Origin of the sequence: Amphibacillus marinus (genome assembly GCF_900110345.1) — a bacterium.
GTDB lineage: Bacteria > Bacillota > Bacilli > Bacillales > Amphibacillaceae > Amphibacillus_D > Amphibacillus_D marinus.
In genome coordinates this window covers 116337-140278 of sequence record NZ_FODJ01000004.1, presented here as the reverse complement: position 1 = coordinate 140278, position 23942 = coordinate 116337, and the positions used below count along the sequence as shown (strand labels likewise).

At 39.3% G+C, this 23942-nt stretch carries 18 protein-coding genes; 5 read left to right on the top strand and 13 right to left on the bottom strand.

The features are described 5' to 3' along the window. Window positions 1–125 precede the first annotated feature (125 nt). Entirely contained in the window at window positions 126–1601 is a 1476-nt protein-coding gene (locus tag BM000_RS07725) for an aminotransferase class V-fold PLP-dependent enzyme (RefSeq protein WP_091496538.1), read from the top strand. Here the strand turns inward: BM000_RS07725 and BM000_RS07720 are convergent. From BM000_RS07720 to BM000_RS07705, 4 genes are all read right to left on the bottom strand, one after another. Next, window positions 1598–2347, bottom strand: coding sequence for a CPBP family intramembrane glutamic endopeptidase (locus BM000_RS07720; RefSeq protein WP_091496536.1), 750 nt, complete (start codon window positions 2345–2347; stop codon window positions 1598–1600). The genes BM000_RS07725 and BM000_RS07720 overlap by 4 nt on opposite strands. Window positions 2348–2434: 87 nt before the next feature. Beyond that, the gene (locus BM000_RS07715; RefSeq protein ID WP_091496533.1) at window positions 2435–3166 is read right to left on the bottom strand and encodes a TspO/MBR family protein; all 732 of its coding nucleotides are present in this window, start codon (window positions 3164–3166) and stop codon (window positions 2435–2437) included. A gap of 7 nt (window positions 3167–3173) precedes the next feature. Next, window positions 3174–4595, bottom strand: a complete 1422-nt coding sequence (locus BM000_RS07710) for a cryptochrome/photolyase family protein (RefSeq protein ID WP_091496531.1) — start codon at window positions 4593–4595, stop codon at window positions 3174–3176. Window positions 4596–4750: 155 nt separating this feature from the next. Beyond that, on the bottom strand, window positions 4751–5923 hold the full coding sequence (locus BM000_RS07705; RefSeq protein WP_091496529.1) for a TraB/GumN family protein: 1173 nt from the start codon (window positions 5921–5923) through the stop codon (window positions 4751–4753). Window positions 5924–6333: 410 nt separating this feature from the next. On the opposite strand from BM000_RS07705, the gene gdhA reads away from it, so the two are divergent. Continuing rightward, complete coding sequence (gene gdhA, locus BM000_RS07700) at window positions 6334–7689, top strand: NADP-specific glutamate dehydrogenase (protein WP_091496527.1); 1356 nt, start codon at window positions 6334–6336, stop codon at window positions 7687–7689. 27 nt (window positions 7690–7716) lie between these two features. Here gdhA and BM000_RS07695 read toward each other — a convergent pair whose 3' ends face one another. Then, the gene (locus BM000_RS07695; protein WP_091496525.1) at window positions 7717–8301 is read right to left on the bottom strand and encodes an NAD(P)H-dependent oxidoreductase; all 585 of its coding nucleotides are present in this window, start codon (window positions 8299–8301) and stop codon (window positions 7717–7719) included. Window positions 8302–8665: 364 nt separating this feature from the next. Further along, on the bottom strand, window positions 8666–9751 hold the full coding sequence (gene serC, locus BM000_RS07690) for a 3-phosphoserine/phosphohydroxythreonine transaminase (RefSeq protein ID WP_091496523.1): 1086 nt from the start codon (window positions 9749–9751) through the stop codon (window positions 8666–8668). Between the two features lie 240 nt (window positions 9752–9991). On the opposite strand from serC, the gene BM000_RS07685 reads away from it, so the two are divergent. Beyond that, window positions 9992–10714 (top strand): HAD family hydrolase, encoded by a 723-nt coding sequence (locus BM000_RS07685; protein WP_091496521.1) that lies wholly within the window; start codon window positions 9992–9994, stop codon window positions 10712–10714. Window positions 10715–10775: 61 nt separating this feature from the next. On the opposite strand, the gene BM000_RS07680 is transcribed toward BM000_RS07685, so the two are convergent. Together BM000_RS07680 and BM000_RS07675 are read right to left on the bottom strand one after the other, a co-directional pair. Then, window positions 10776–11708: an alpha/beta hydrolase gene (locus tag BM000_RS07680; protein WP_091496519.1), complete on the bottom strand. Its 933-nt coding sequence runs from the start codon at window positions 11706–11708 to the stop codon at window positions 10776–10778. Then, window positions 11705–12265, bottom strand: a complete 561-nt coding sequence (locus BM000_RS07675) for a GNAT family N-acetyltransferase (RefSeq protein WP_091496517.1) — start codon at window positions 12263–12265, stop codon at window positions 11705–11707. Before BM000_RS07675 ends, BM000_RS07680 begins: the two co-directional genes overlap by 4 nt. Before the next feature lie 112 nt (window positions 12266–12377). On the opposite strand from BM000_RS07675, the gene BM000_RS07670 reads away from it, so the two are divergent. Next, window positions 12378–13607: an NAD(P)/FAD-dependent oxidoreductase gene (locus BM000_RS07670; protein ID WP_091496515.1), complete on the top strand. Its 1230-nt coding sequence runs from the start codon at window positions 12378–12380 to the stop codon at window positions 13605–13607. A gap of 34 nt (window positions 13608–13641) precedes the next feature. Here BM000_RS07670 and BM000_RS07665 read toward each other — a convergent pair whose 3' ends face one another. After that, window positions 13642–16161 (bottom strand): beta-mannosidase, encoded by a 2520-nt coding sequence (locus BM000_RS07665; RefSeq protein ID WP_091496512.1) that lies wholly within the window; start codon window positions 16159–16161, stop codon window positions 13642–13644. 190 nt (window positions 16162–16351) lie between these two features. On the opposite strand from BM000_RS07665, the gene BM000_RS07660 reads away from it, so the two are divergent. Continuing rightward, entirely contained in the window at window positions 16352–18580 is a 2229-nt protein-coding gene (locus tag BM000_RS07660) for an alpha-galactosidase (protein ID WP_091496510.1), read from the top strand. Between the two features lie 334 nt (window positions 18581–18914). On the opposite strand, the gene BM000_RS07655 is transcribed toward BM000_RS07660, so the two are convergent. From BM000_RS07655 to BM000_RS07640, 4 genes are all read right to left on the bottom strand, one after another. After that, on the bottom strand, window positions 18915–19931 hold the full coding sequence (locus BM000_RS07655; RefSeq protein ID WP_091496508.1) for a substrate-binding domain-containing protein: 1017 nt from the start codon (window positions 19929–19931) through the stop codon (window positions 18915–18917). Between the two features lie 134 nt (window positions 19932–20065). Continuing rightward, a complete protein-coding gene (gene gnd / locus BM000_RS07650) occupies window positions 20066–21493 on the bottom strand; it encodes a decarboxylating NADP(+)-dependent phosphogluconate dehydrogenase (RefSeq protein WP_091496506.1) in 1428 nt (475 codons plus the stop codon). A 16-nt stretch (window positions 21494–21509) separates the two neighbouring features. After that, a complete protein-coding gene (gntK, locus tag BM000_RS07645; RefSeq protein ID WP_091496503.1) occupies window positions 21510–23036 on the bottom strand; it encodes a gluconokinase in 1527 nt (508 codons plus the stop codon). Beyond that, entirely contained in the window at window positions 23029–23757 is a 729-nt protein-coding gene (locus BM000_RS07640; protein WP_091496501.1) for a GntR family transcriptional regulator, read from the bottom strand. The genes gntK and BM000_RS07640 overlap by 8 nt, the downstream gene beginning before the upstream one ends. Window positions 23758–23942: the final 185 nt, after the last annotated feature.

Here is a 23942-nt window from a genome sequence, read left to right as displayed (position 1 = left end):
AACCTATCATTTACAAACATAAGCAAGCCCGTAAACATACGATAATTGAGAACAGGACAGCTAATATCATCTGCCTGCTAGTTGTCGCATTTATCCTGCGGGCTGTATTGAAAGTGGGGAGCTTAATGTCAAAAACAAGCAATCTAGAAAAGCATTTTGATGATTTCCGAACTCAAACTATCGGTGCAAACCATTACTTCACAACAAAATATGGAACTTTCCCGCTCCTTTACGCCGATTGGACGGCAAGCGGGCGTTTGTATCACCCGATTGAAGATAAATTGTCAAATATTATTGGCCCATGGATTGGTAATACGCACACTGATCATAACACAACAAGTAGTATAATTACTGAAGTTTATCATCATGCCAAAAAAGTAATCAAGGCTCATGTAAATGCCTGTGAAGATGACCTCGTCATTGCGACTGGAGCTGGGACAACAGCCGCACTAAATAAACTTCAACGCTTACTAGGCATCCGCGTACCGGCTGCGTTAACTAATACGTTAACCATCACAGAGCAGGAGCGCCCAATTATTCTTACCTCATTAATGGAGCATCATTCAAATTATTTATCATGGAAAGAAACCATTGGAAATGTTGAGGTCGTTCAATTATCTACAGAGCACCAAATTGACTTAAATCATCTTGAACAACTATTAAAGAAATATCAAGACCGCCGGATGAAGATTGGTGCATTCACTGCTTGTTCTAATGTAACAGGCATTAAGACTAACTTTCATGCAGCAGCAAAGCTCATGCATCAGTATGGTGGTAAGTGTTTTATTGATTATGCCGCCTCTGCACCCTATGAAGAAATAGACATGCATGTTGATGAGTTGGATTACTTTGATGGCATCGCCTTTTCACCTCATAAATTTCTAGGGGGACCAGGATCATCAGGGCTATTAATTGTAAACAAGTCATGTTTAAGCTCAGCAATTCCTGACCAGCCCGGTGGCGGAACGGTGTTATACACAAATAAATGGGGGAAATATAAATATCATTATGATCCTGAAACACGCGAGGATGGTGGAACACCAGCAATTATGCAAACAATTAAAGCCGCACTTACACTTGATCTCAAGCAGGAGATGGAACCTGCTTTAATTGCCCAAAGAGAACAAGAAATTCTTACAGAGTTTTTACCAAAGCTAGCTAAAATAAATGGTGTAACTATCTTAGGCTATCCCAATAAAGAAGCACGACTTGGTATTATTTCTTTTACAATTCAAAATATGCACCATCACCTTATTGCATTGTTATTGAACGACCGCTTCGGTATTCAAGTAAGAAGTGGCTGTTCCTGTGCTGGACCTTATGGACATAGCTTATTAAAACTAAGTAAAAACTATTCAAATAAAATGATTAAAAAAATTCTTGCTGGTGATCAGTCCTATCGTCCTGGTTGGGTGCGGGTATCATTGCACCCAACTATTCGCGACGATGAACTCGCGTATCTCCTCTTTGCTATTGAACAAGTCACGATTCACTATTTCCAATGGCAGGCTGACTATAGCTACGATAAAGCAACAGATCGTTTTCAAGCACGGTCTGCTGGCTCGACGCCTTCAATCGTTCCTTTACTCTTTAACGATTAAAGAACCATTGATAAAAGACCATATGTAGCAAAGGCATTCCAAATCATATGGATAGCAATTGTTACCCATAATGATTTTGTTTTAAAATAAGCAGTTGTAAGGAGTAATGCCATAATGGTTACTGAAAGTCTATGCCCCGGATGGAGCAAACCGAAAATAATAGATGAACTTATTAAGCCCAGTAGAAAACCTAGTTTTTTATTTAAGAAACCAAACAAGATACCACGAAACAGAATTTCCTCGGTAATTGGAGCTAGTAAAACAAAAGCTACAACTAGAAAACTTATATTCATTGCAGTGAGTTCCATTTGATCAATGCCAAACAGGCTAACCTGACTGCCTTCCTCTTCTAAGGATAAGAGATTAATAATGATATGTTGCGAAATGTAGGTAAGCCCCATTGTCGCGACAATATAAACATAGGTGGTTATCTTTTTAAACGGCTCCATTGAAAATTGATTGCTAATAAAACGCCTAACTGATCGAAAAATTAGGAGTGCTAGTCCAAAGGCAACCGCATCAAGAAGCGCAGCGTATTGAATCATCATTAAGTAATGTGTTAGATCAGTCTCGATTATAGCACTAATAATCGAAAGTACTATTGCCGCAACAAAGCTAAGGACAATACTAAACCCAGGGTAAGCAATAACAAATAATAGCCATTCCTTCCATTTTAATTCATTTCTTAGCGGTGATAATTCATTATTATGCGTTAAGTCAGTGTGACGTAAATAATTGCCTTGCATATGCACGCTCCTTTAATTAAAAATCTCACCTCATTATAGCAGAATGTAATTGGCATATCACTAGAAATATACAAACTATTTCCATTTTTATTTAAAGATGTGCGTGTTCTTTTTCCGTACTAATAATATTAGTATAACAACAGTACCAGCTAGCACATACGCTAGGGTACTAACAACTTGGGCATGATCCTGATTATTTACGCCAATACCTACCAGAGCCCAGACAAACACAAGGGGAAAAAATACGTCTCGCTGTGCATATCTAAACCAAGTTGCTAATCCACCAGCTAGCAGCAACAGCCCTATTGTCCAGGTTTGTTGAGCTAAGCCTAGCCCAGCCCAATTTATTTCAACCAAGTAATAGCTAATATTGGCAATCGTTGCTACACTAACCCATGCTAAATAGATTGAAAAGGGAAGCTGATCAAAAAAGGACAACGCGCTTCGCTGAATTTTTTTATACAGGATAATTAAAGTGAGCAATAAAATAACCATAACGATAACTGTTGCTCCAAAAAATTGATAGTGCCAGAGCAAAATCCAACTTATATTAAGGAGACAGGATAGCCAAAATAAATAGTGACTATGAACATAAACACCAAGTTCACGTCGATGCTCCGGCCACTGCCTGAACACCCAGATAAGTAATAGTAAATAAATTAAGCTCCAAATACTAAAGACATAGCCAGCTGGGGTGAATAATACATTTAAGCGATCTGATATCTCACCGCTCTCCATTCCATTAATTGGGATAAGATTGGCTAGGGCATTCACTACGATAACAGCCATAAGCATAATTAAATTAAGCCAGAATTTCATGTTAGGTTTATCCTCCTTTTATTTGTTGATAGGCAACTAAAGCCTGCTCTCGTGCTACCTTATGCTTAACAATAGGTTTTGGATAAGTCGTTCCTAATTTTACATTTGCCTGTGTTAATTCATCATTATTTGCCTGATCGGGATTAAACAAATGTGGTGGAGTTAATTGCTTCAGTTCAGGCACCCAGGCTTTAATAAACTTTCCTGTCGGATCAAACTTCTCTGCCTGCAAGGTTGGGTTGAAAATTCTAAAGTACGGAGCCGCATCGAAGCCCGATCCAGCTATCCATTGCCAACCAAGTGTATTATTTGCTAGGTCATAATCAATTAGAGTCTCCTTAAACCATTGTTGCCCTGCCCGCCAATCAATCCGCAAGTGCTTTGTTAGAAAAGACCCTACGACCATCCGCATCCGATTTGATAACCAGCCCATTTCCCACAACTGCCTCATCGCAGCATCAACTAACGGGTAGCCTGTCTTCCCTTCTCTCCACGCCTGAAATAACACCTCATCATCACGCCAATCGAAGTAATCAAATTCTGGCCGCATTGACTTATAACTCACCTGTGGATGAGCGGCTAATTGTTGGTAAGCAAAATCTCGCCAAGCTAGTTGTCTTAAGAAGGCCCAGCTTCCCTTTTCAATAGCAGCCGTTTTTTCACCAGCAGCTCCAGCTAAATATTCTTGTAGCCTAGCCCAGATAATTCGAGGGCTAATTGCACCGACAGCTAAATACGGTGATAAACTAGAGGTACCATCTTCGATTGGGAAATCTCTGTTGTCATGGTAGGTTAATACCTTCTTCTTAATAAACTGTTCTAATATCTCATGAGCTGCCCGTTCACCAATTCGCCAGTGCGGTTGTAATTTCCCCATCCACTTTTCTTCTTTAATCAATAGCTTGCTTTCTGTTTGCTCTACAGATTTTATACCTTTATATTCTGAGGGGCCTTTAGTTGGTTTAATAATTTCTTGCTTCATCATCTGCTTCCAGAACGGGGTAAATACTTTGTATGGATCTCCTTGAGCAGTAGCAATTGAGCCTGGTTCAATTAACATATTACTGTGAAACAGCTTTACCTTTACGCCTTTTTGTTCAAAAACACGCTTCAACTCGTAATCATAGGCATTTTCCTCAGCTAGATGGCTTTGGTTAAAATAAATAGCATCAAGCTGATAGTGCTGTATAATAGTAGCCAATTCTACTTGAGGGTCACCTTTTTTGATAATAAGAGCAAGACCCTGCTGCGCTAAATCGTCAGCTAATTGATTCAAATGCTCTTTAACAAACCAATCCTGAGCAGAAGCAGCTCGATTAGCAATGGAATGAATATATACGGGGAGAATCTCCCCTCGGTTACCTGCTTCATTCAAGGCTGGGTGATCTTGTAGTCTTAAGTCCTCTCTAAACCATACTAAAATCCGCATTCTTTAATCCTCTCTTTCTAATCGTAATGCTAGTATTCCCGAACAAACCTAATTAAAAACCAGGTGCAGAACAACGTGCAATACAAAAAAAGATCAACTGTTAGTTAGGATTAAACTAGCAGCTGATCTTTTTTGATTTTTGTTATAGGCTTGCCTTATAAATTATTAATAAATACACGGATAACATCAGTCCCTGCTATCAATGTCCCAATAGAACTCCCTAGATTAGCTAAAACGATAATAACTAAAATGCGCGAAACTTTATTGCGCCAGAATCCCTTAACCGTGTAAACATCCTCATTTAATTGCTCGAAATCAGCAACTTGAGGCTTTTTAATATAAGCCTGTACCAAGCCCGCAAACCAACCCGCAGCTAAAAATGGGCTGAGTGACGTAAACGGAGAAGCAACAAATGCCGTTATTGCTGTTAATGGGTGCCCTAAGCCAATAAATACCCCAATTGCTGAAAAAGTACCATTCCATAGCAGCCAGCTCGTTAACTGCTGCCAACCTGCGATTGGATTCATGATGAATGTTGTAATCATCATGCCCACAATCGCAATTGGAATTATCCAACCTAGCCGCTTGGGCCATTTTGATTTTTTGGGTACAGTATTTAATGCATCCAAATCATGATTCTGAGCCAACTCTTTTTTTATACCTGGAACGTGGGCAGCACCCAGAACAGCGACGACCTTCTCTCCAGGAGCTGTTTTAATCTTTTCAGCTAAGTATTGATCACGCTCATCAATTAATGGTTTTTTCAGCTTAGGGAATGACTCGGTAAACTCGCTCAGAATGCTATCAATGGTATCCTGACTTTTCATTTTCTCTAATTCTTCCTCTGTAATGGTTTCATTTGAGAATATCCCTGCCAACACCTGTGTTAACAATTGCATCCTGCCCTTTACACCTACCCCACCCCAAACTCGTGAAAAGGTAATCTGGATATTGCGGTCAGCTAAGACAAGCTCTGCATCATGCTCCTGTGCTGAATGAATACCTTGAATCATCTCTTGACCTGGCTTAATATCAAACTGTTTTGCTATTCTTTTTTGAAACGAGGAAATAGCTAAATTCATTAATAATAAAGTCGCTTTTTTTTCTTTAATAATTTTAAAAATATCAGTATTTTTCCATCTGTTTTGATCCATGATCGCTTGATAACGTTGCTCATCTAGCTCGACACAAACTGAATTAGGTTTTTCTTCATCAATGACACGTTTTACTTCTTCAGCACTATGCTTTGACACATGAGCAGTTCCAATTAAGATAAAGGTTTTATTATTCTGTTCAATTCTCGTTATAGTATTTTGTTGCTCCGACATTCAGCTACCTTCTTTCAACATGATCTATATCTTTATTAGTATAACGCATTTTCTGACACTTGGATATTAATGACTTAATCATTTTATAAACGGGGATTGATGGTTCGTCATATTTTTTTACATCTATAGCTTGCACCTTATTGATTAGTCATTTATGAAAATTCTCTTATTATGATAAATATCATCTTCAAAACCGATTGAAAATAAAGAATAAACCATTTAAAGCCTGTTTAATTTTACTAAAAATTAGAAAATTACATTTATACCTCGTTATTAATCTTCAAATTAGAATGTAATTATCCATTATTCATATTGTTATTTAATCTGACAAAGCTTAAACTGAGCCATAACATAAATAATTCAGATTTTTCGAAATACAATAAAAGTAAGTATGCTAAGGAGGACCTATAATGTCAAAAGAAGTAGCTACAAACTACGTAGAAAGTGTTTTTGAAACCGTAAAAAAAAGAAATCCTAACGAGACAGAATTTCATCAAGCCGTTGAAGAAATTCTCCATTCTCTAACCAATGTTTTTGAATTAAATCCTTCATATATTGATCACGCAATTTTAGAACGATTAGTTGAGCCAGAACGCATCATTTCTTTTCGTGTTCCATGGGTAGATGATGCAGGCAAAGTGCAAGTGAATCGAGGCTTTCGCGTTCAATTTAACAGTTCAATCGGGCCATATAAAGGTGGTCTTCGATTCCACCCATCCGTTAATGCAAGTATTATTAAATTTTTAGGTTTTGAACAAATCTTCAAGAATTCCTTGACTGGTCAGCCTATTGGCGGCGGTAAAGGAGGAGCTGACTTTGATCCTAAAGGGAAATCTGATAACGAAATTATGCGCTTCTGTCAGAGCTTCATGAGTGAGCTTGCCAAACACATTGGTCCCGATACAGATGTACCAGCTGGCGATATTGGCGTTGGCGGAAGAGAGATTGGCTACCTGTTTGGTCAGTATAAGAAAATGCGCGGGGGTTATCAAGCAGGGGTTCTTACTGGAAAAGGGATAGACTTTGGGGGTAGCTTAGTGCGTACTGAAGCAACAGGCTACGGGGCTGTTTACTTTGTCCAAGAAATGCTAGCAGATAAAGGTGACAGCTTACAAGGAAAAACCGTTGTCGTATCCGGGTCTGGTAATGTCTCCATTTACGCGATTGAGAAAGCAGTGGAACTTGGCGCTAAGGTAGTAGCTTGTAGCGATTCAAATGGCTATATTTATGACAAAGAAGGCATTAAGCTGGAGACAGTTAAGCGCCTTAAAGAAGTTGAGCGAAAACGTATTAAAGAATATATTAACGAGCATCCTAATGCTAAGTTTTTTGAGAATGGGACTGAGATTTGGTCAATCCCTTGTGATATCGCGCTACCATGTGCTACTCAAAATGAGTTAGACGAGTCTGCAGCTAAGCAATTAGTGGAAAATGGTGTTAAGGCAGTGGCAGAAGGTGCAAATATGCCATCAACGTTAAAAGCAATTGAGGTTTTCTTATCACACGGGATTCTATTCGGACCAGCTAAAGCTGCTAATGCAGGTGGAGTTGCAGTTTCAGCGCTTGAGATGGCCCAAAATAGCTCCCGAATTCCCTGGAAGTTTGAAGAGGTTGATAAAAAGCTTCAAGATATTATGAAGAACATTTATAAAAACTGCATCGAAGCAGCTGATCAGTATGGTAAATCTGGCAATCTTGTTGTTGGCGCAAACATTGCTGGCTTCTTAAAGGTTGCCGATGCTATGATTGCACAGGGCGTTATCTAAATTCTTAATTAACAAGCGCCCAATATATCATAATATATTGGGTGCTTGTTGTTTTTGCTTAGGTAAATCAAACACTTCCTGTAAATGGATATCCAAATACGTTAACCATTCTGGTAGCTCAGGTTGCTTTGCAACACGATGCAACGAAAAGGTCTTTAACGGTTTCATACCGATAAAAGCATGCGTTCGATGAAGCGGAAATAAGACATCATCTAGTGATTTGCCTTCAAAAAAACCACCATGGCTGTTAAATTGATCAGCTGGTGCACTCCAAGTTGTGGAGAGCATATAATGCTTATCCTTAAACAATCCTCCTCGACCATACTGTTCACTTTGTTCAAAACACACACCTGACTTTATCACGCGATCAAAATAAGTCTTTAATTTTCCAGGTATACTAAACCAAAAGATCGGCGTTTGATAAATAATGCAGTCAGCCCATTTATACTTTTCCTGCTCCTCTTCAATTAAGTAGCCCTGATCAATAATAGTCTCCTTAAGTTCATAACTACCTGCTAGTCTTTTTTTTATATGATTCGTTAACTTCTCATTTAATCTACCTTGACTGTTCGGGTACCATTCATGTCCATTAATAATAAGAATTCGCTTCATTTAATCCCCCATCCCATTTGTACTAATCTATTTTATGACTCAAATAAAAAAATATGAGGAAAATTTAATCATATTATTTTTATCGGAATTATGTGTTATACTAGTAAAAAGCTAGGAGAGGTGGTTTAGTATGAAGAGTATTCCTATTATTGACCTAAGAAGCTTCTTGTTTATTCTGCTTATCAGCGTTATCTTTTTTATTTTCTAATTGTTTCAACATACCCGTCTCCTATTAACTATAGGCTGTTAACAGTGGGCTTCAAAACAAATCATGTTGTTATGACTACCACCTTTAAATGATTAGTTAACATAAAAAAAGACATAGACGAGACAAATTAAAACATTTGCTTACCTATGCCAAAAACTACTTAATTATTTGGTTTTGTTCAAATTCTGTAATATAATTGACTAGTGCTAGGACACCTTCATAAGGCATGGCATTATAAATACTTGCCCGCATTCCCCCTACAGAACGGTGCCCTTTTAGGTTTTCAAAACCTCGTTCTTTGGCTCCTTCTAAAAATGCTGCTTCGAGCGCCTCATCTCCTGCTTTGCTAACAAATGGAACATTCATTAATGATCGATCTTGCTTGTCTATTGGCGACTTAAATAACAAGGACTGATCGAGTTTATTATATAATAATTCCGCTTTGTGCTTATTGAGGGCTTCCATCTCAGTTAAACCACCCAATCCCTTTAGCCATTCAAATACTAGCTTTGCGACATAAATGGAAAAAGTAGGTGGGGTATTGTATAACGAATCAGCGGTAGCGTGCGTCTGATAATCTAACATAGTTGGTACTGATTGAGGTGCCTGACCAATTAGATCGTCACGAATGATAACAAGGGTCATGCCAGCTGGTCCAATATTTTTTTGAGCTCCCGCGTAGATTAAGCCAAACTTTGACACATCTATTGGTGTTGATAAAATATTTGATGACATATCAGCAACTAATGGGACATCTCCTGTATCTGGTATTTGATAAAAGGTTGTCCCCTCAATGGTATTATTAGTCGTAATATGCACATAGTCTGCTTCAGGATTAAACGAATCTATTGTCAGCTTTGGAATTTGATTGATCGTATCTTCTCCAACAATTCGCACCTCACCATACTTTTTCGCTTCATTATAGGCTTTTTTCGACCATGATCCGGTTAAGACGTAATCAGCCTGTTTACTTCCTATCAGTAAATTTAAGGGCACCATAGCAAACTGCTGTGAAGCACCACCCTGTAAAAACAGTACTTTATAGTTATCTGGTATACTAAGTAGCTCTCTAATTAACAGTTCCGCTTCATTAATAATTGCTTCAAACAAATTTGAGCGGTGACTCAACTCCATAACCGACATACCCGATTCGGAATAATTAATAAGTTCCGCTTGCACTTGCCTTAATACGTCAGCCGGCAGTGTTGAAGGACCTGCTGAAAAGTTATATACTGGCTTCATTAAAAACACCTACCCTGTTAGATTTTCTTACATTATTCAGCAAAAAAACAGCCCTAATCACATTTAAGCTACTAAGCAATTTCTATGTAGCAACTTTAAATTGCATGTTGAACTAACTCATTTTAAATAGTTTATCAAGTAAACACAGTATTTTCAAGGCGAATTTTCTAAAAATTTTTACAATTAATCAATTATAGCTACAATAATTTTTGTGGTATGATAGGGTATGAGGAGGATGTTATGCAGACCATTATCTTTGATGTTGATGATACTTTATACGATCAATTTATCCCCTTTCAATTAGCATTTAATTATACTTTTAATTACTCACTTTCTCATGATGAACTGTATCATCTTTTTCTCGCTAGTCGCGACTATAGCGATCAAGTTTTTGAAGCTGAACAAAATGGCGAAATTTCATCATTAGCATTACAAATTTTCCGTATTACCAAAGCTTGTGCAGATCTTGGTTTATTAATTGCCGAACATGAGGCGATAAAATTTCAACAATGTTATCAACATTTTCAAACTAAAATAACACTTTTCCCAGAGCTTTACAAAGCACTTGACTGGCTCATGCAGCAAAATGTGCAGATTGGCATTCTAACAAATGGCAATACTGAACATCAACAAATGAAAATTGACCAACTGTTACTACAAAAGTGGGTACAGCCTGCACATACTTTTATTTCTGCTTCAATCGGACATGCAAAGCCGAGCATAGAGTTATTTCGATTTATCGAAGGACAAATGCAGCTTGATCGTGGACAAACATGGTACGTTGGCGATAGCTTTACCAATGATGTAATGGGTGCTAAGCAGGCTGGCTGGCAATCACTTTGGTTTAATCACCGCTATCGCAAACAACCCAAGGATATGCCTGCTCCTAATCTAGTTGCCCACAGTCCAGATGAACTTTTAAAAGCAATCCGTTCTTTATCTACTAGCAAAAAAAGCGTATGACAGGCTCGCAATACCCTGTCATACGCTTTCTTGCTATTGAGTTAACTTAGATGATAATCAATCAAATACCGTACCTCATTAGAAATCCAAGTAATTCTTCTTTATATTTTGCTGGATTGACACGGTTAGCTAGCCCATGTCCAGCTCCTTCAATAATGACTAACCTTTTCTCCGCCGAACAGGCTTGGTAAAGCCGATGTACCATCTCAGTTGGAACAAATGCATCCTGATCACCATGGATGAACATAATGGGGATGGTTGCCTTCTTAACCTGCTTTAGTGGCGAGGCTTCGTTAAAGCTGTAACCAGCGAGCCATTTTGAAACAAAACTGGTTGTATAAATGAGTGGAAAAGCAGGTAAGCGATACAGTCGCTTGAGCTGGTAGGCAAGCTGCTCTTTAACAGACGTGTAGCCACAATCTGCAATAATTGCTATCACCTGCTCTGGCAGCTGTTCGCCACTTACCATCATAACAGTTGCCGCTCCCATTGAAACACCGTGTAATAAAATATCACTTCCCGCGCCACAATTCTTTATAATCATGGCAAGCCAATCGAGATAATCAATTCGTTCCTTCCAACCAAATCCAATAAACATCCCTTCACTTCTGCCATGCCCCCTTGCATCGGGAACCAAAATGTTGAAATTAAACTCCTCATGATAGAGCCGTGCAAATTCCTTCATAATTTGCGCATCACAAGCATAGCCATGTGCAAGTACGACAGTCTTATTTGTCTGATTTTTTGCCGGAAGATAGTAAGCATGGAGGTTTAACCCATCTCTACTCGTCAGACTCCAGCATGAGAAAGGTTGGTTATCCCACCAAGTCTGGTCTGCCTCTATTAGTTTCTTTAAGCTCGGGTCTTTCTTTAAATTAACATCCCCAACAATAAACGGTGTTTTCCCTCGTAAAATGGCCAGTCTGAAAAAGTAAAAGCTCAAGCAGCTGAGTATGACAAATAACAAAAATATGAACATTATTAAATAAATCACTTAACTGTATCCTCCCACGATGATTTAATAGACATCCATTCATGCTCAAGCATACCCATTTCATAAAGGTTCCAATACACGTCCCCAACCTTTCGCGCCTCTCTTAGCAAGCCCTCTTGTTTAAAACCGATCTTTTCGTAACATTTTACTGCGGACACATTAAAATCAAATACGCCTAAGCTTGCTCTATGGAGACCAAACTGGTCAAAGATAATCCGGCAAGCGCGCAAGATAATTTGTTGTCCATAACCTTTTCCTCTTAGGGATTTATCTGCAATTAGAACTCGGGATATCCTTGCATTAGATTGAGAATGATTAACTGCGGCAAGCTGTAAGTGACCAATTACTTTGTTAAGCTTCAAATCAACGACGCGATAAATGTAGCGCTCAGAATAAGCAGAATTAGCTCCTTCTATATACGCCTTTAGTTTTTCATAATGAATAGGGTGAACCAGTTCAGACCCTGCCCATTGAAACAACTCTGCCTCAGTCATTTGCTCACACCATTTTATGAATTGTGGAAAATCACTCTCATTAAAATACTCAAGTTTAATCATGGCTTTGCTCACCCCTTATGCTGTTATTATATTTTAGCAAATTATCTTGTTTTTTTCGCTTTTAATGGATTAAAGCACTTTTTTAAAGAATACTAATTTGGAGGTGATTACAATGAATATTCAATCAGGAACATACTATTGGCCAACAACTTTAGCTGATTGCCCAAGCTATCCGCCATTAACCAAAAATATAACATGTGATATCTTAATTGTCGGTGGCGGTAGCACAGGGGCTCAAATGGCTTATCAACTTAGTAATTGCGACAAAAATGTGGTGCTTATTGATAAAAATAAAGTTGGTTCCGGTAGCACGAGCGCCAATACCGCCCTTATCCAATATGCGGGCGAGCGTCCTTTCTCGACATTAAGTCATACATTTGGTTATCCTACTATGGCTACGCACTTGCAATTATGTCGTCAAGCTATTGATGAGTTAGCGGACCTTTCTCAGCAGATTAACTTCGATAGTCAATTTGAGCGCAGAGATTCCCTTTACTTTGCAACCGTCCCTGAAGATCTTGACCAATTAGAAACGGAGTATCGTATTCTTAAGGATGAAGGTTGTCAAGTCTCCATACTTGGTGAAAATGAAATAAAACAGCGCTATCATTTTTCAAAACCTGGGGCGATTTATTTTCACAATGATGCGCAACTTAATCCATTTTCTTTTACCCACGGCTTAATACATTATGCCGCTGAACAAGGTGTCTCCATTTATGAACAAACTGAGATGAATGGCCATAAATTTGAGGCAGATGAAGTCATTATCTATACAAAGAACGGTTATCAAATTAGGGCAAAGAAGGTTATTTTTTGCTGTGGTTATGAAGGGGTTACCCTTAAGAATGATAAAAATATTACCTTTAGTAGTACTTATACCGTCACAACAGCACCTATCGATCCATCCGAAATTTGGTATAATCGGACAATGATCTGGGAAACAGCTCGGCCATATGTTTATATCCGCACAACGGCGGATAATCGTCTTATTATTGGTGGACTGGATGAAACGACGATTTATCCTGAATATCGTGATGCCAAGCTAATTAGTAAACGCGATCAGTTAATCGAAGCATTAAATAAACTGTTCCCGTCGATGCAGGTAGAGCCTTCATCATTTCTGGCTGCTCAATATGGCGGAACCGTCGATGGTCTTCCAATAGTCGGTAAGTACGAGCAAGCTCCAAACTGCTACTTCGTTTTTGCTTTTGGGGATAACGGCATTGTCTATAGCCAAGCGTTAACAAAATTAATCGCCGAGGAACTTATTGAAGGAAAGAGCGAGGCGCTAGAGATCTATCATCAGGCACGGCCATTATTAAATACAACTACAAAAAAGTAACAAGGAGCGTAATCACCTCCTTGTTACTTTTTAATTAAATCATATCTTGCATTGAATAAACATCGACTGAAATCGTTTCTTCACTTGTTTGACTACGAGGTATAAAGTCAATCTGCCTAACCTCACCAGGAAGTAAGTCAAAATAATTATTCGTAAAATAACCAAGAGCAGCTGTATCTAACCAAATATTTTTGGCAAATGCCGTGCTGTGTACGTTAAACACATTAGCTTCAGCTGTTGGTGTTACTGTTACTAATGATTTCGGCAACTGTAATTGTTTTGTTCTGACCAAGTAATGGAGCTGCTGATCAATCTGCTTTCCATCGATTTCTAAATTAGCAACAATGACAACAGCTTCCCGATCGTAATGACCAATTAATTCTTTAATTGCATGTACAGCTATCACCGTGCTTTGCCCTTTATTTAGCAAACAATCTTTACTTGTTTCATTAAGTAATTCACCAGTTAATTTATAGGCTTGAATGATGAGTTTGGCCTTGTTTGTTAATAGCCGATCGGCTATGCCATGAAATTCAAGTTGATCTTTCGTCTGAACGACTGATAAGATAATTGGCTTGAAAGCTTTTTTAACAAAATATTGCAAGGCTTTCCAGCGACCAAAGTAGTCTATGCTTGACCAAGAAGCAACTGGCCAGCAATCATTAATTTGCCAATATAACGTTCCCATACAATATGGCATGTTACGGCGATGCGCTTCAATTGCTGTCTTTATTCCTTCAGCCTGTAGTACTTGGCTCATATATAAAAATGAGCGAAAATCCTTTGGCTCCGGCAAGTACTCATCCATATACGTTTTAATGAGGCGATTGCCAGCCCCATTTTTTTGATGATGAAGCATGACTTTTGATTCAATTGCTAAATCACGCTCTTCGTGTGCAAAGCTGTCAATTGTCCGAAGCTCTGGAAATGACTGAAAGCCATATTCGCTCATAAAGCGTGAAATATTGTCGTTATATGCTTCAAACGGTTTTTTACCGTGCCAAACATCCCAGTAATGTAAATCGCCACTACCACTCGCTTTAGTTGCATGCTGGTGCTCGTCATCAGTAAGCGCGACAAGTGGTGAAGATGGCCAGTATGGCTCATTTGGAGCGTAGCTAGCTACTTGATCAGCAAGAATATGATGAAAGATTTCTTGATAATCATGCCAGATTTTTTCGCGAGTTGGCTGATCATAATCCTGCTTCCAGCCCCAACCTGCTTCTTCTTTGTAATGGGCCCAAGCTGCATCAATCTCGTTATTGCCACACCAGAACACAATTGATGGGTGGGAGCGTAGCTGCTTTAGCACATCGGCTGCTTCTTGTTTAACATTTTCCAGAAAAGCTTCATCGCCTGGATACATGCTACAAGCAAACATAAAGTCTTGCCAAACAAGTATGCCCTGCTCATCACAGAGCTGATAGAAATAGTCATCCTCATAAACACCGCCACCCCAAACACGGAGCATGTTCATATTCGCAGCCACAGCACTTTTTATTTCGTATTGAAAACGTTCTTTTGTAATCTCAGTTACAAAACTATCATTTGGAATATGGTTTGCACCTTTAATAAAAATTGGCTCACCATTTAACTCAATATAGAAACTCGTACCATGTTGATCGGCATTGCGAACATGCTTTACGGATCGTAAGCCTGTTGTTACTTTACCTTGAGCTTGTAGCCCGCTCTCGTTTTTAAGCTCAAATTCAAAGGTGTATTGATGTTGCTCGCCATAGCCATGGCACCACCAAAGCTTCGGATTGTCAATTACAAGCTCAAGCTTAAGCACATTTTCACCAGGCACCAAGCTAACATTCTCTTTCCAGAATAGCTCCTCTGTTTGAATCGTTGCTTCACCAGACCAAGTGCTATCAGCTTGTACAATAACCTCAGCATCTACAACCGCACGTTCTTCGGTTATCGACTTTTGATTAATATAGAAGTCGTTTACTTTTGTCTCAGACCAAGCTTTTAATTCTATTGGTTTCCAAATACCGCTTGTCACAAAGCGCGGTCCCCAGTCCCAGCCATAATGATAAGGGGCCTTACGCGCAAAAATACTAACCTTCCGATCTCCTAGTTCACCCATCTCGGAATCATCATTCGAGGCTGGCAAATGATAGCCTAGCGCAGCTAGCTTAGGAAGATCCTCTTGGATGGGGGATTTTAAGTGAACAGTGAGTGTATGGTCCCCTACTGATAGCAGTGACTTGACATCGACGTGCCAGACACGAAACATGTTATTTGCTTGTAAGATTAATTGATCATTTAAATATACATCCGCGTATGTATCTAAGCCATTAAACACAAACTCGATACTAGTCTCGTTTAGAAGCTCTTGATCTACGGTAAAGCTAGTCTCATATTCCCAGTCTACTTTATCAATCCATTGAAGCGCTTTCTCATTGTCGCCATCAAAAGGATCAGCAATCTTACCATTCGCACGTAAATCAGTGTGCACAAAGCTTGGCACATGAGCACTTAGCCATTGTTCTTCCCCTTTCTGACGGAACTTCCAATTGTCAATCGTTATTGTTTGCTCTGTTTTCATAATTGCGATCTCCTCTTCACTAATATTTATTCTACTAAGCGCTTACTGCCATTAACCTAACAAACCTTGGGCAAGTACCTAGCTTTTTTCCGACAAATTTATTAGTCGTTTTTTATAGCGTTTAGAAAATAAGCATGATAAACTAACATTATTAGCTAATCGATAACTTTATTACTTATGAGGTGATTATATGACAATTTATATTAACTATGCAAGTCAAGAATTTCATTTGCAAAATAATGATGTAAGCTATATTTTTCGCGTGCTCGAAAAAACCAACCAGCTTGAGCATTTATACTATGGCAAAAAGGTTACTCATCAAAAATCCTATTCCCACCTAATTGAACGGGAAGTCCGGACTGGTTGTAATATTGTCGAGGACGATCACACATCTTCTTTAGAACATATTAAACAGGAGTACCCGAGCTATGGAACCACAGATTTCCGCTATCCAGCTCATTTGATCAAAAACGAGCACGGTTCTCATGTGACTAGCTTTCAATTTGATAGCTACGAAACAGTACCAGGTAAGCCTAGCTTAGAGAATCTACCTGCCACTTATGTAGACGAGGATGAAGAAGCAGAAACACTCATTATTACGTTAAAAGACCATGTACTTAATGTTCGCCTCCAATTGTTCTATTGTATTTATACCGAGCGCCCTGTAATAACAAGACATTGTAAATTCATTAACGATAGTAATCACATCTACACCCTTGATACCGCCATGAGTATGAGTGTTGACTTACCCGATGACCAGTTTGACATGCTCCAATTGAATGGTGCGTGGGCACGAGAAACACATTTAGCCGCTAAACCACTTTCTAAAGGGTTACAAGCTGTATCAAGTACACGTGGAGCTAGCAGTCATGTTCATAACCCATTTTTAGCGTTAAAGCGCCCTGACACTAATGAGCATTCCGGTGAGGTATATGGCTTTAGTCTGGTTTATAGCGGGAATTTCCTTGCGCAGATTGAAGTGGATAATTATGATGTCAGCCGAGTAATGCTTGGTATTAACCCATTTTGCTTTGCTTGGAAGCTAGCGGCAGGACAATCCTTTCAAACACCTGAGTGTGTAATGGTTTATTCTAGTCAGGGGCTTAATGCAATGAGTCAAGCCTTTCACACCTTATATCGCGATCGCCTTGCCCGAGGCTACTGGCGCGATCGGACCCGCCCAGTCCTGATTAACAACTGGGAAGCTACTTATTTTAACTTTAACGAAGAGAAAGTTTTAGACATTGCTACTACAGCTAAAGATCTAGGTATTGAGTTGTTTGTTCTAGATGATGGTTGGTTTGGTGAACGGCACGATGATTCCTCTTCATTAGGGGATTGGTTTGAAAACAAGGATAAGTTACCTAACGGCATCAGCGGACTCGCTGAGAAAATTGAAGCACTTGGCATGAAGTTTGGCTTATGGTTCGAACCAGAGATGGTTAGTAAGGGGACAAAGCTATTTGATCAACATCCGGACTGGATTATTGCGACACCAGAGCGAACACCTTCACATGGGCGAAATCAATATGTGTTAGATTTTTCAAGGCAAGAAGTTGTTGATCATATTTATAAACTAATGGATGATGTGATTGGTAGTGCAAACATTTCATATATAAAATGGGACATGAATCGCTATATTACAGAGGCCTATTCAAGTGCCCTGCCATCTGACCAGCAAGGCGAAGTGTTTCACCGCTATATCTTAGGTGTTTATCAGCTATATGAACGTTTAATTAAAAAGTATCCGGAAATTCTCTTTGAATCATGTGCTGGGGGTGGTGCAAGATTTGACCCTGGTATGCTTTATTACGCACCACAAACTTGGGCTAGCGATGATACCGATGCTGTTGAACGACTAAAAATTCAATATGGTGCTTCTATGGTGTATCCACTTAGTGCCATTGGTAGCCATGTTTCCGCTGTCCCTAACCACCAGGTCCATCGAAGTCCATCAATTCATACGCGGGCAAACGTTGCCTACTTTGGCACCTTTGGCTATGAATTGGATATTACCAAGCTTACTAATTCAGAGCAGGATAGCATTAGAGCACAGACAGCATTTTATAAAGAGCATCGCTCGCTAATTAGAAACGGTCATTTCCATCGCTTGCAAAGTCCTTTTGATTCAAACGAAACAGCTTGGATGGTCGTGGCAAAGGATAAAAAAGAAGCGCTAGTAGGTTATTACCAAGTTCTTGCAAAACCGAGCGAACGCTATAAGCGTATTAAGCTAACTGGCTTAGATCCTAATCACCAATATGAAGTTAAGCAACTTAACAAAACCTACTACGGTGATGAATTAATGAACATTGGTCTTATTCTAGCCGAAGACTACACAGACCGAACCAGTGAATATTGGAGTAGAGAACGTACTGGCGATTATCATTCACAATTGTTTGTGATTAAAGCTGTGTAAGAATTAGAAAGGCGAAATCGAAACTTATATTAGATGACTTGTCTAGCTTTTGTTGTGTAAAACGAAATGAATCATAAATCAGGGGGATGTACCAATAATTGTTAGCACCACCGGCATGGGACTGCGGTTACTCGCCCCACCAAAAACACTTGCACCCTAAAGGCATGACCAAAGTATCGCCTTCCAAAGCGTAGTCTTTGAACGAATTAAGCTTTTATCACTATTTAAACAAAAGATCAAAGAGAGGAGCATAAGCTCATTCCCTTTGATCTTTTTAGAATTTAGTTACTAGAAATTTAATTAGATATCGCCTGACAGGTTCGAATTAGACTCGTTAAAGCTTTTGTAAATTCTTAACCGAATCTCGCTTAACAATTTTCCCCTTTACTAAGGTTCGACCGATAACCTTATTCTGACCGTTTACTTTTTTTATCATTAACCTTACTGCATGGTTCACCATATTTTCAATATCGATTGCTACCGTAGTTAACTGCGGGTCGGTAATCGTTGCATAAATATCATTGTCAAACCCGACCACTGAGCAATCCTGTGGTACTGAATAACCTTGCTCTTGAAGTGTTTTAACTAAGCTATTTGCTACTTGATCACAATTACAGACAAAGGCCGTTGGTAAACGTTTGGGCAACGTTAATGGCATCAAAATCCCCTTTGAATCACGATCATTAATAAGAATAGCTTGATCCAATTCGATATTGTGCTCCAACAATGATTTATAATAACCTAAGAACCGATCTTGGATACTACTAGTTGAGTAGAGATTACCGACAAAACCAATCTCGCTGTGTCCGTTGTGAATTAAATGATTTGTTAAGTCATATGCACCATAAAAATTATCAGTAATAATAGCGTCGATATCATCATGCTCATCATAAAAATCTAAGAAAACCATCGGGATATTAATTGACTTAACCCGATTAAGATAGTTTTGATTAATTTGGCCAAGAAAGATAAACCCATCTACCTTTCCTTCCTTATAAACACGCGGTAAATTTAGCGCCTCTTCATCTACACCGGTTAGTACATTCATAATGCCATAGTAGCCGTGCGCTTCTAGTTTAGCAGAAAGATACTGATAAGCTTCAAAGTAAAAAGATTGTGAAATGCCGCCAGAAAAACGCTCCGGAATAACGATACCTATATTGTATGTTTTTCCCTCTTTCATTGAGCGGGCCATGGAATTGTAGCGATAGCCCATTTCATCCGCAAGCTGCTTAATCTTCTCTTTTAACTCCTCACTTACACCTTCTTTATCATTTAAGGCTTTTGATATCGTTACACTACTAACACCAATTTTATTGGCAATATCCTTCATCGTTACGTTACTCTTCATCTATCCTACACATCCTATCAACCAGATACATGATTGGTCGGTTCATTTAAACGACACCGCCGTTAACTTAGCCGATTACTTTATCAGTTTAATCCTATCATATCAAACAGCATCTCACTGCGCAATAAAATATCTTAACCGTAAATATCGGCGTTAGCGACTTCCCAATCCGTATGAAATACACCCGCCCGATCATTTCTTTCATAGGTATGAGCACCAAAAAAGTCGCGCTGTGCTTGTAACAGGTTAGCATTAGAGTGAGCGGTGCGATAGCTATCATAGTAGCTTAATGATGACAAAAAGCAAGGTAATGCTATTCCTGATCCAACCGCTTCTCTCACAACAAAACGTAAGGATTGCTGGTATGCCTTTGCTTTTTCTAAGAAGAAATCCGAGAATAATAAGTTCTCAAGCCCGGGATTTTCTGTATATGCTTTACAGATGTCATTAAGAAAGCTAGCACGAATAACGCAACCACCACGGAAAATGCGCGCAATCTTTGGCAATGGTAGTAACCAGTTATATTTTTCCGATGTCATTTTAAATTGATTAAACCCTTGGGCATAGGCACAAATTTTACCCATGTAGAGTGCTTGTCTGATAAACTCAATCCACTGTTGCTTATCGAGCTTCCGTTCATCCTGATCAGGTCCGGATAACAGCGCAGCCGCTTTCAGGCGATCTTCCTTTAAGGTAGACATGTACCGGGCGAATAAAGACTCGGTCATAATCGACGAAGGAATTCCTGACTCAATTGCCTGCAAGCTAGTCCACATACCGGTCCCCTTCTGGCCAACCTTGTCCAAAATGACATCAATAAGAGGTGCGCCAGTTATGGCGTCCTTCTTCCGCAATATTGTTGCTGTTATTTCAATCAAATAGCTGTTAAGCTCTCCGGCGTTCCACTGGTCAAATAGGCTAGCAATTTCCTCTAGCGAAAGCTTAAGTCGGTACCTTAATAAACTATAAGCCTCAGAAATTAGCTGCATATCTGCATATTCAATGCCATTATGAACAGTCTTTACAAAGTGACCTGAACCTTCAATACCCAAGTACGTACAGCACGGCTCACCGTCTACTTGTGCTGCAATTCTAGTTAAGATTGGTGCCACCAGTTGATAAGCCTCTCTATCACCACCAGGCATAATAGCCGGCCCTTCTAATGCACCCACCTCTCCCCCTGAAATACCTGCACCAATAAACGCTATCCCATCTTTTTTCAAGTTATGATAACGATTTGCAGTATCCTTGAAGTGTGAATTCCCTCCATCAATGATAATATCCTTTTTCCCTAGTAAAGGTCTTAACGCTTGAATAACACTATCAACCGCATCGCCCGCTGTCACCATTAAAAATATTTTTCGTGGCACTTCCAGTGACTCGACAAAATCAGCTAGTTGATAAAATGGCGTCATTTGCTCATCTTTAACACGTCCGATTAATTGATTCGTAAGGTCACTTGTATAGTTATAAACAGCAACGCGTTCTCCTTTTCTAGCCATATTTAACGCAATATTACTGCCCATAACACCCAGTCCAATGACGCCAATTGAATGCTTCATATATGATCAACTCCCTTTATTCATTAGCTGCCTGAAAATCAGCTATTCGTTGGTAATTTGTTTTTAAATCGGCAGTTATACTGCTATAAATTGGAGCTAATTGCTGGTAAACCTGCTTAGCCTTCTCATCTGGCTGATGATGATGGCTGTGACCAAAGAATGCTGAACTTTCTTCTAAACTAGTTATTTCCCCAAGGGCATATAGGCCAAGTATGCAGGCACCTAAACAGGAACTCTCATGGCTTTCAGGTACGGTTACTTCAACAGCAAAAATATCTGCGAGCATTTGCCGCCATAATGGTGACCTGGCAAAGCCGCCCGTTGCTCGGATCATCGTTGCCTTTGTCTCCATCATCTCTGTTAAAGCTTGATACACCGTAAAGAGGTTAAGAATTACTCCTTCTAATGCTGCACGGATTAAATGTGCTCTTTTATGTGCTAGTGTTAGACCAAAGTAAGAGCCTCTTACATCAGGATTCCAAGAAGGCGCTCGTTCGCCGGTTAAGAAAGGATGAAAGATTAACCCATTTGAACCCGGCGCAACACTCTCTGCTAACTGCATAATTAAATCGTAGGGATCAGTAGCAGTCCTTTTTGCTTCCGCCACTTCACTTGTACAAAGTTGATCCTTTATCCATTGGAGTACCACACCACCATTATTAACCGGACCTCCAACTACCCAGTGGTGCTCAGTTAGCGCATAACAGAACGTCCTCCCTGCACTATCAGTCCTGGGCTCTGTTAGTGTAGTCCGCACAGCACCACTTGTACCAATCGTGACCGCAATATCACCACTGCCTATTGCATCAACTCCTAAATTGGACAACACTCCATCACTAGCTCCAATAATAAAAGGTGTGTTGCAATCAAGGTTAAGCTGATTAGCAACCTGTTGCTTTAGTTGTGTGAAGACAGCTGTAGTTGGGACTAATGTTGAAAGATTATCCTTCTCGATCCCAGCAACAGTTAGTGCCTGTTGATCCCAATCAAGGTTCTTTAAGTTCATTAATCCAGTGGCAGAAGCAATGGAATGATCCACTACGTACTGATTAAAGAAACGCTTAAAGACAAATTCCTTAATCCCGATAAACTTATCTGCTTTTAGAAAAATATCCGGTTGCTCATGCCTTAACCAGCTAATCTTGCATAATGGTGACATGGGATGAATAGGCGTTCCTGTCCTTTGATAAAGATTCAGTCCATCATGATGCTGCAAGATATCTGTCGCCCATGCTTTGCTGCGATTATCTGCCCAAATAATACATGGCGTAATCGCTTCGTCTTTATCATCAATAGCAATTAAGCTGTGCATTGCGCTACTAAATGAAACAAACATAAGGTCATTGTGTTGATTAGTAATTTGCCTAATCACCGTGATCACAGCCTGATAAATTTCTTCTGGATCTTGTTCAGCTACATTTATATTAGGCGTGTACAGCGGATACTCTTGAGCTGCCTGTTGAAGCACATTACCCGTTTGATTGTATAACACTGCCTTTGTGCTCGTTGTGCCAATATCAATCCCTAGCATAAGCTTAGTCATTGGTAACTTCTCCCTTGTTTAAAGTTTGTTGTGTGCGCCAAAGCTGATCAATTGTTTGTTGGACATCATCAAAATTGTGATGAAGCGACTGGTTCATTAACTGCCGATCCTTTTGATTAATGGCATCAATGTATAATTGATGATTTTCAATTACCCTAGAAAAATCCTCAACGTTTGCCCGAAAACGCTGACGCATTGACAGTAATATTAAGCTTTCCATTATTGGTCGGAGGTTTTTCCATATCATTGAAATGTAAGCATGATCAATGCCTTGAATAATCGTTTCATGGAAAAGTAGATCTTGATGGGCAAACTCGTCTGCATCACTATAGTCAATGGCAACCTTCATCATTTGGACAATTTTACTTAATTCCTTAATTAACGGATTAACGTTCTGACTTACCAATCGCTCAAACACGAATGTCTCAATTAAAATGCGGACATCATACATTTCGGTTATGTGTTTTTCAGTTAATGCATGAACCACAGCCCCCATCCGTTCAAGGCGAACTAAGTTTTCACTTGCTAACAGTTTCAATGCCTCTCTAACTGGCGAACGACTAACGTCAAAATCATTAGCAAGCTTATTCTCAGATAAAACCGTCCCTGACTCGATCACCCCCGCAATGATTTGGATTCTAACCTCACAGGCAATCCGCTCTCCTGTTGAAGCCCTAACAAGCCATTTTTCTGGATACAGCCTTTCTTGATCAAGTACCATTTGCAACCCCCATAACATTCAAGTATACTTGTATACAAGTTAGTATACACGAATATTGTCAATTACTCAATAATAGCTTTGCTACTTGATGTTTGCAGTTATTTTCTCGCTACTGCATACATATCTTTTGCAAGATAACATTAATAGGGGTAAGCTTTTGTAAAAAAGATGTGGATAGATTATGT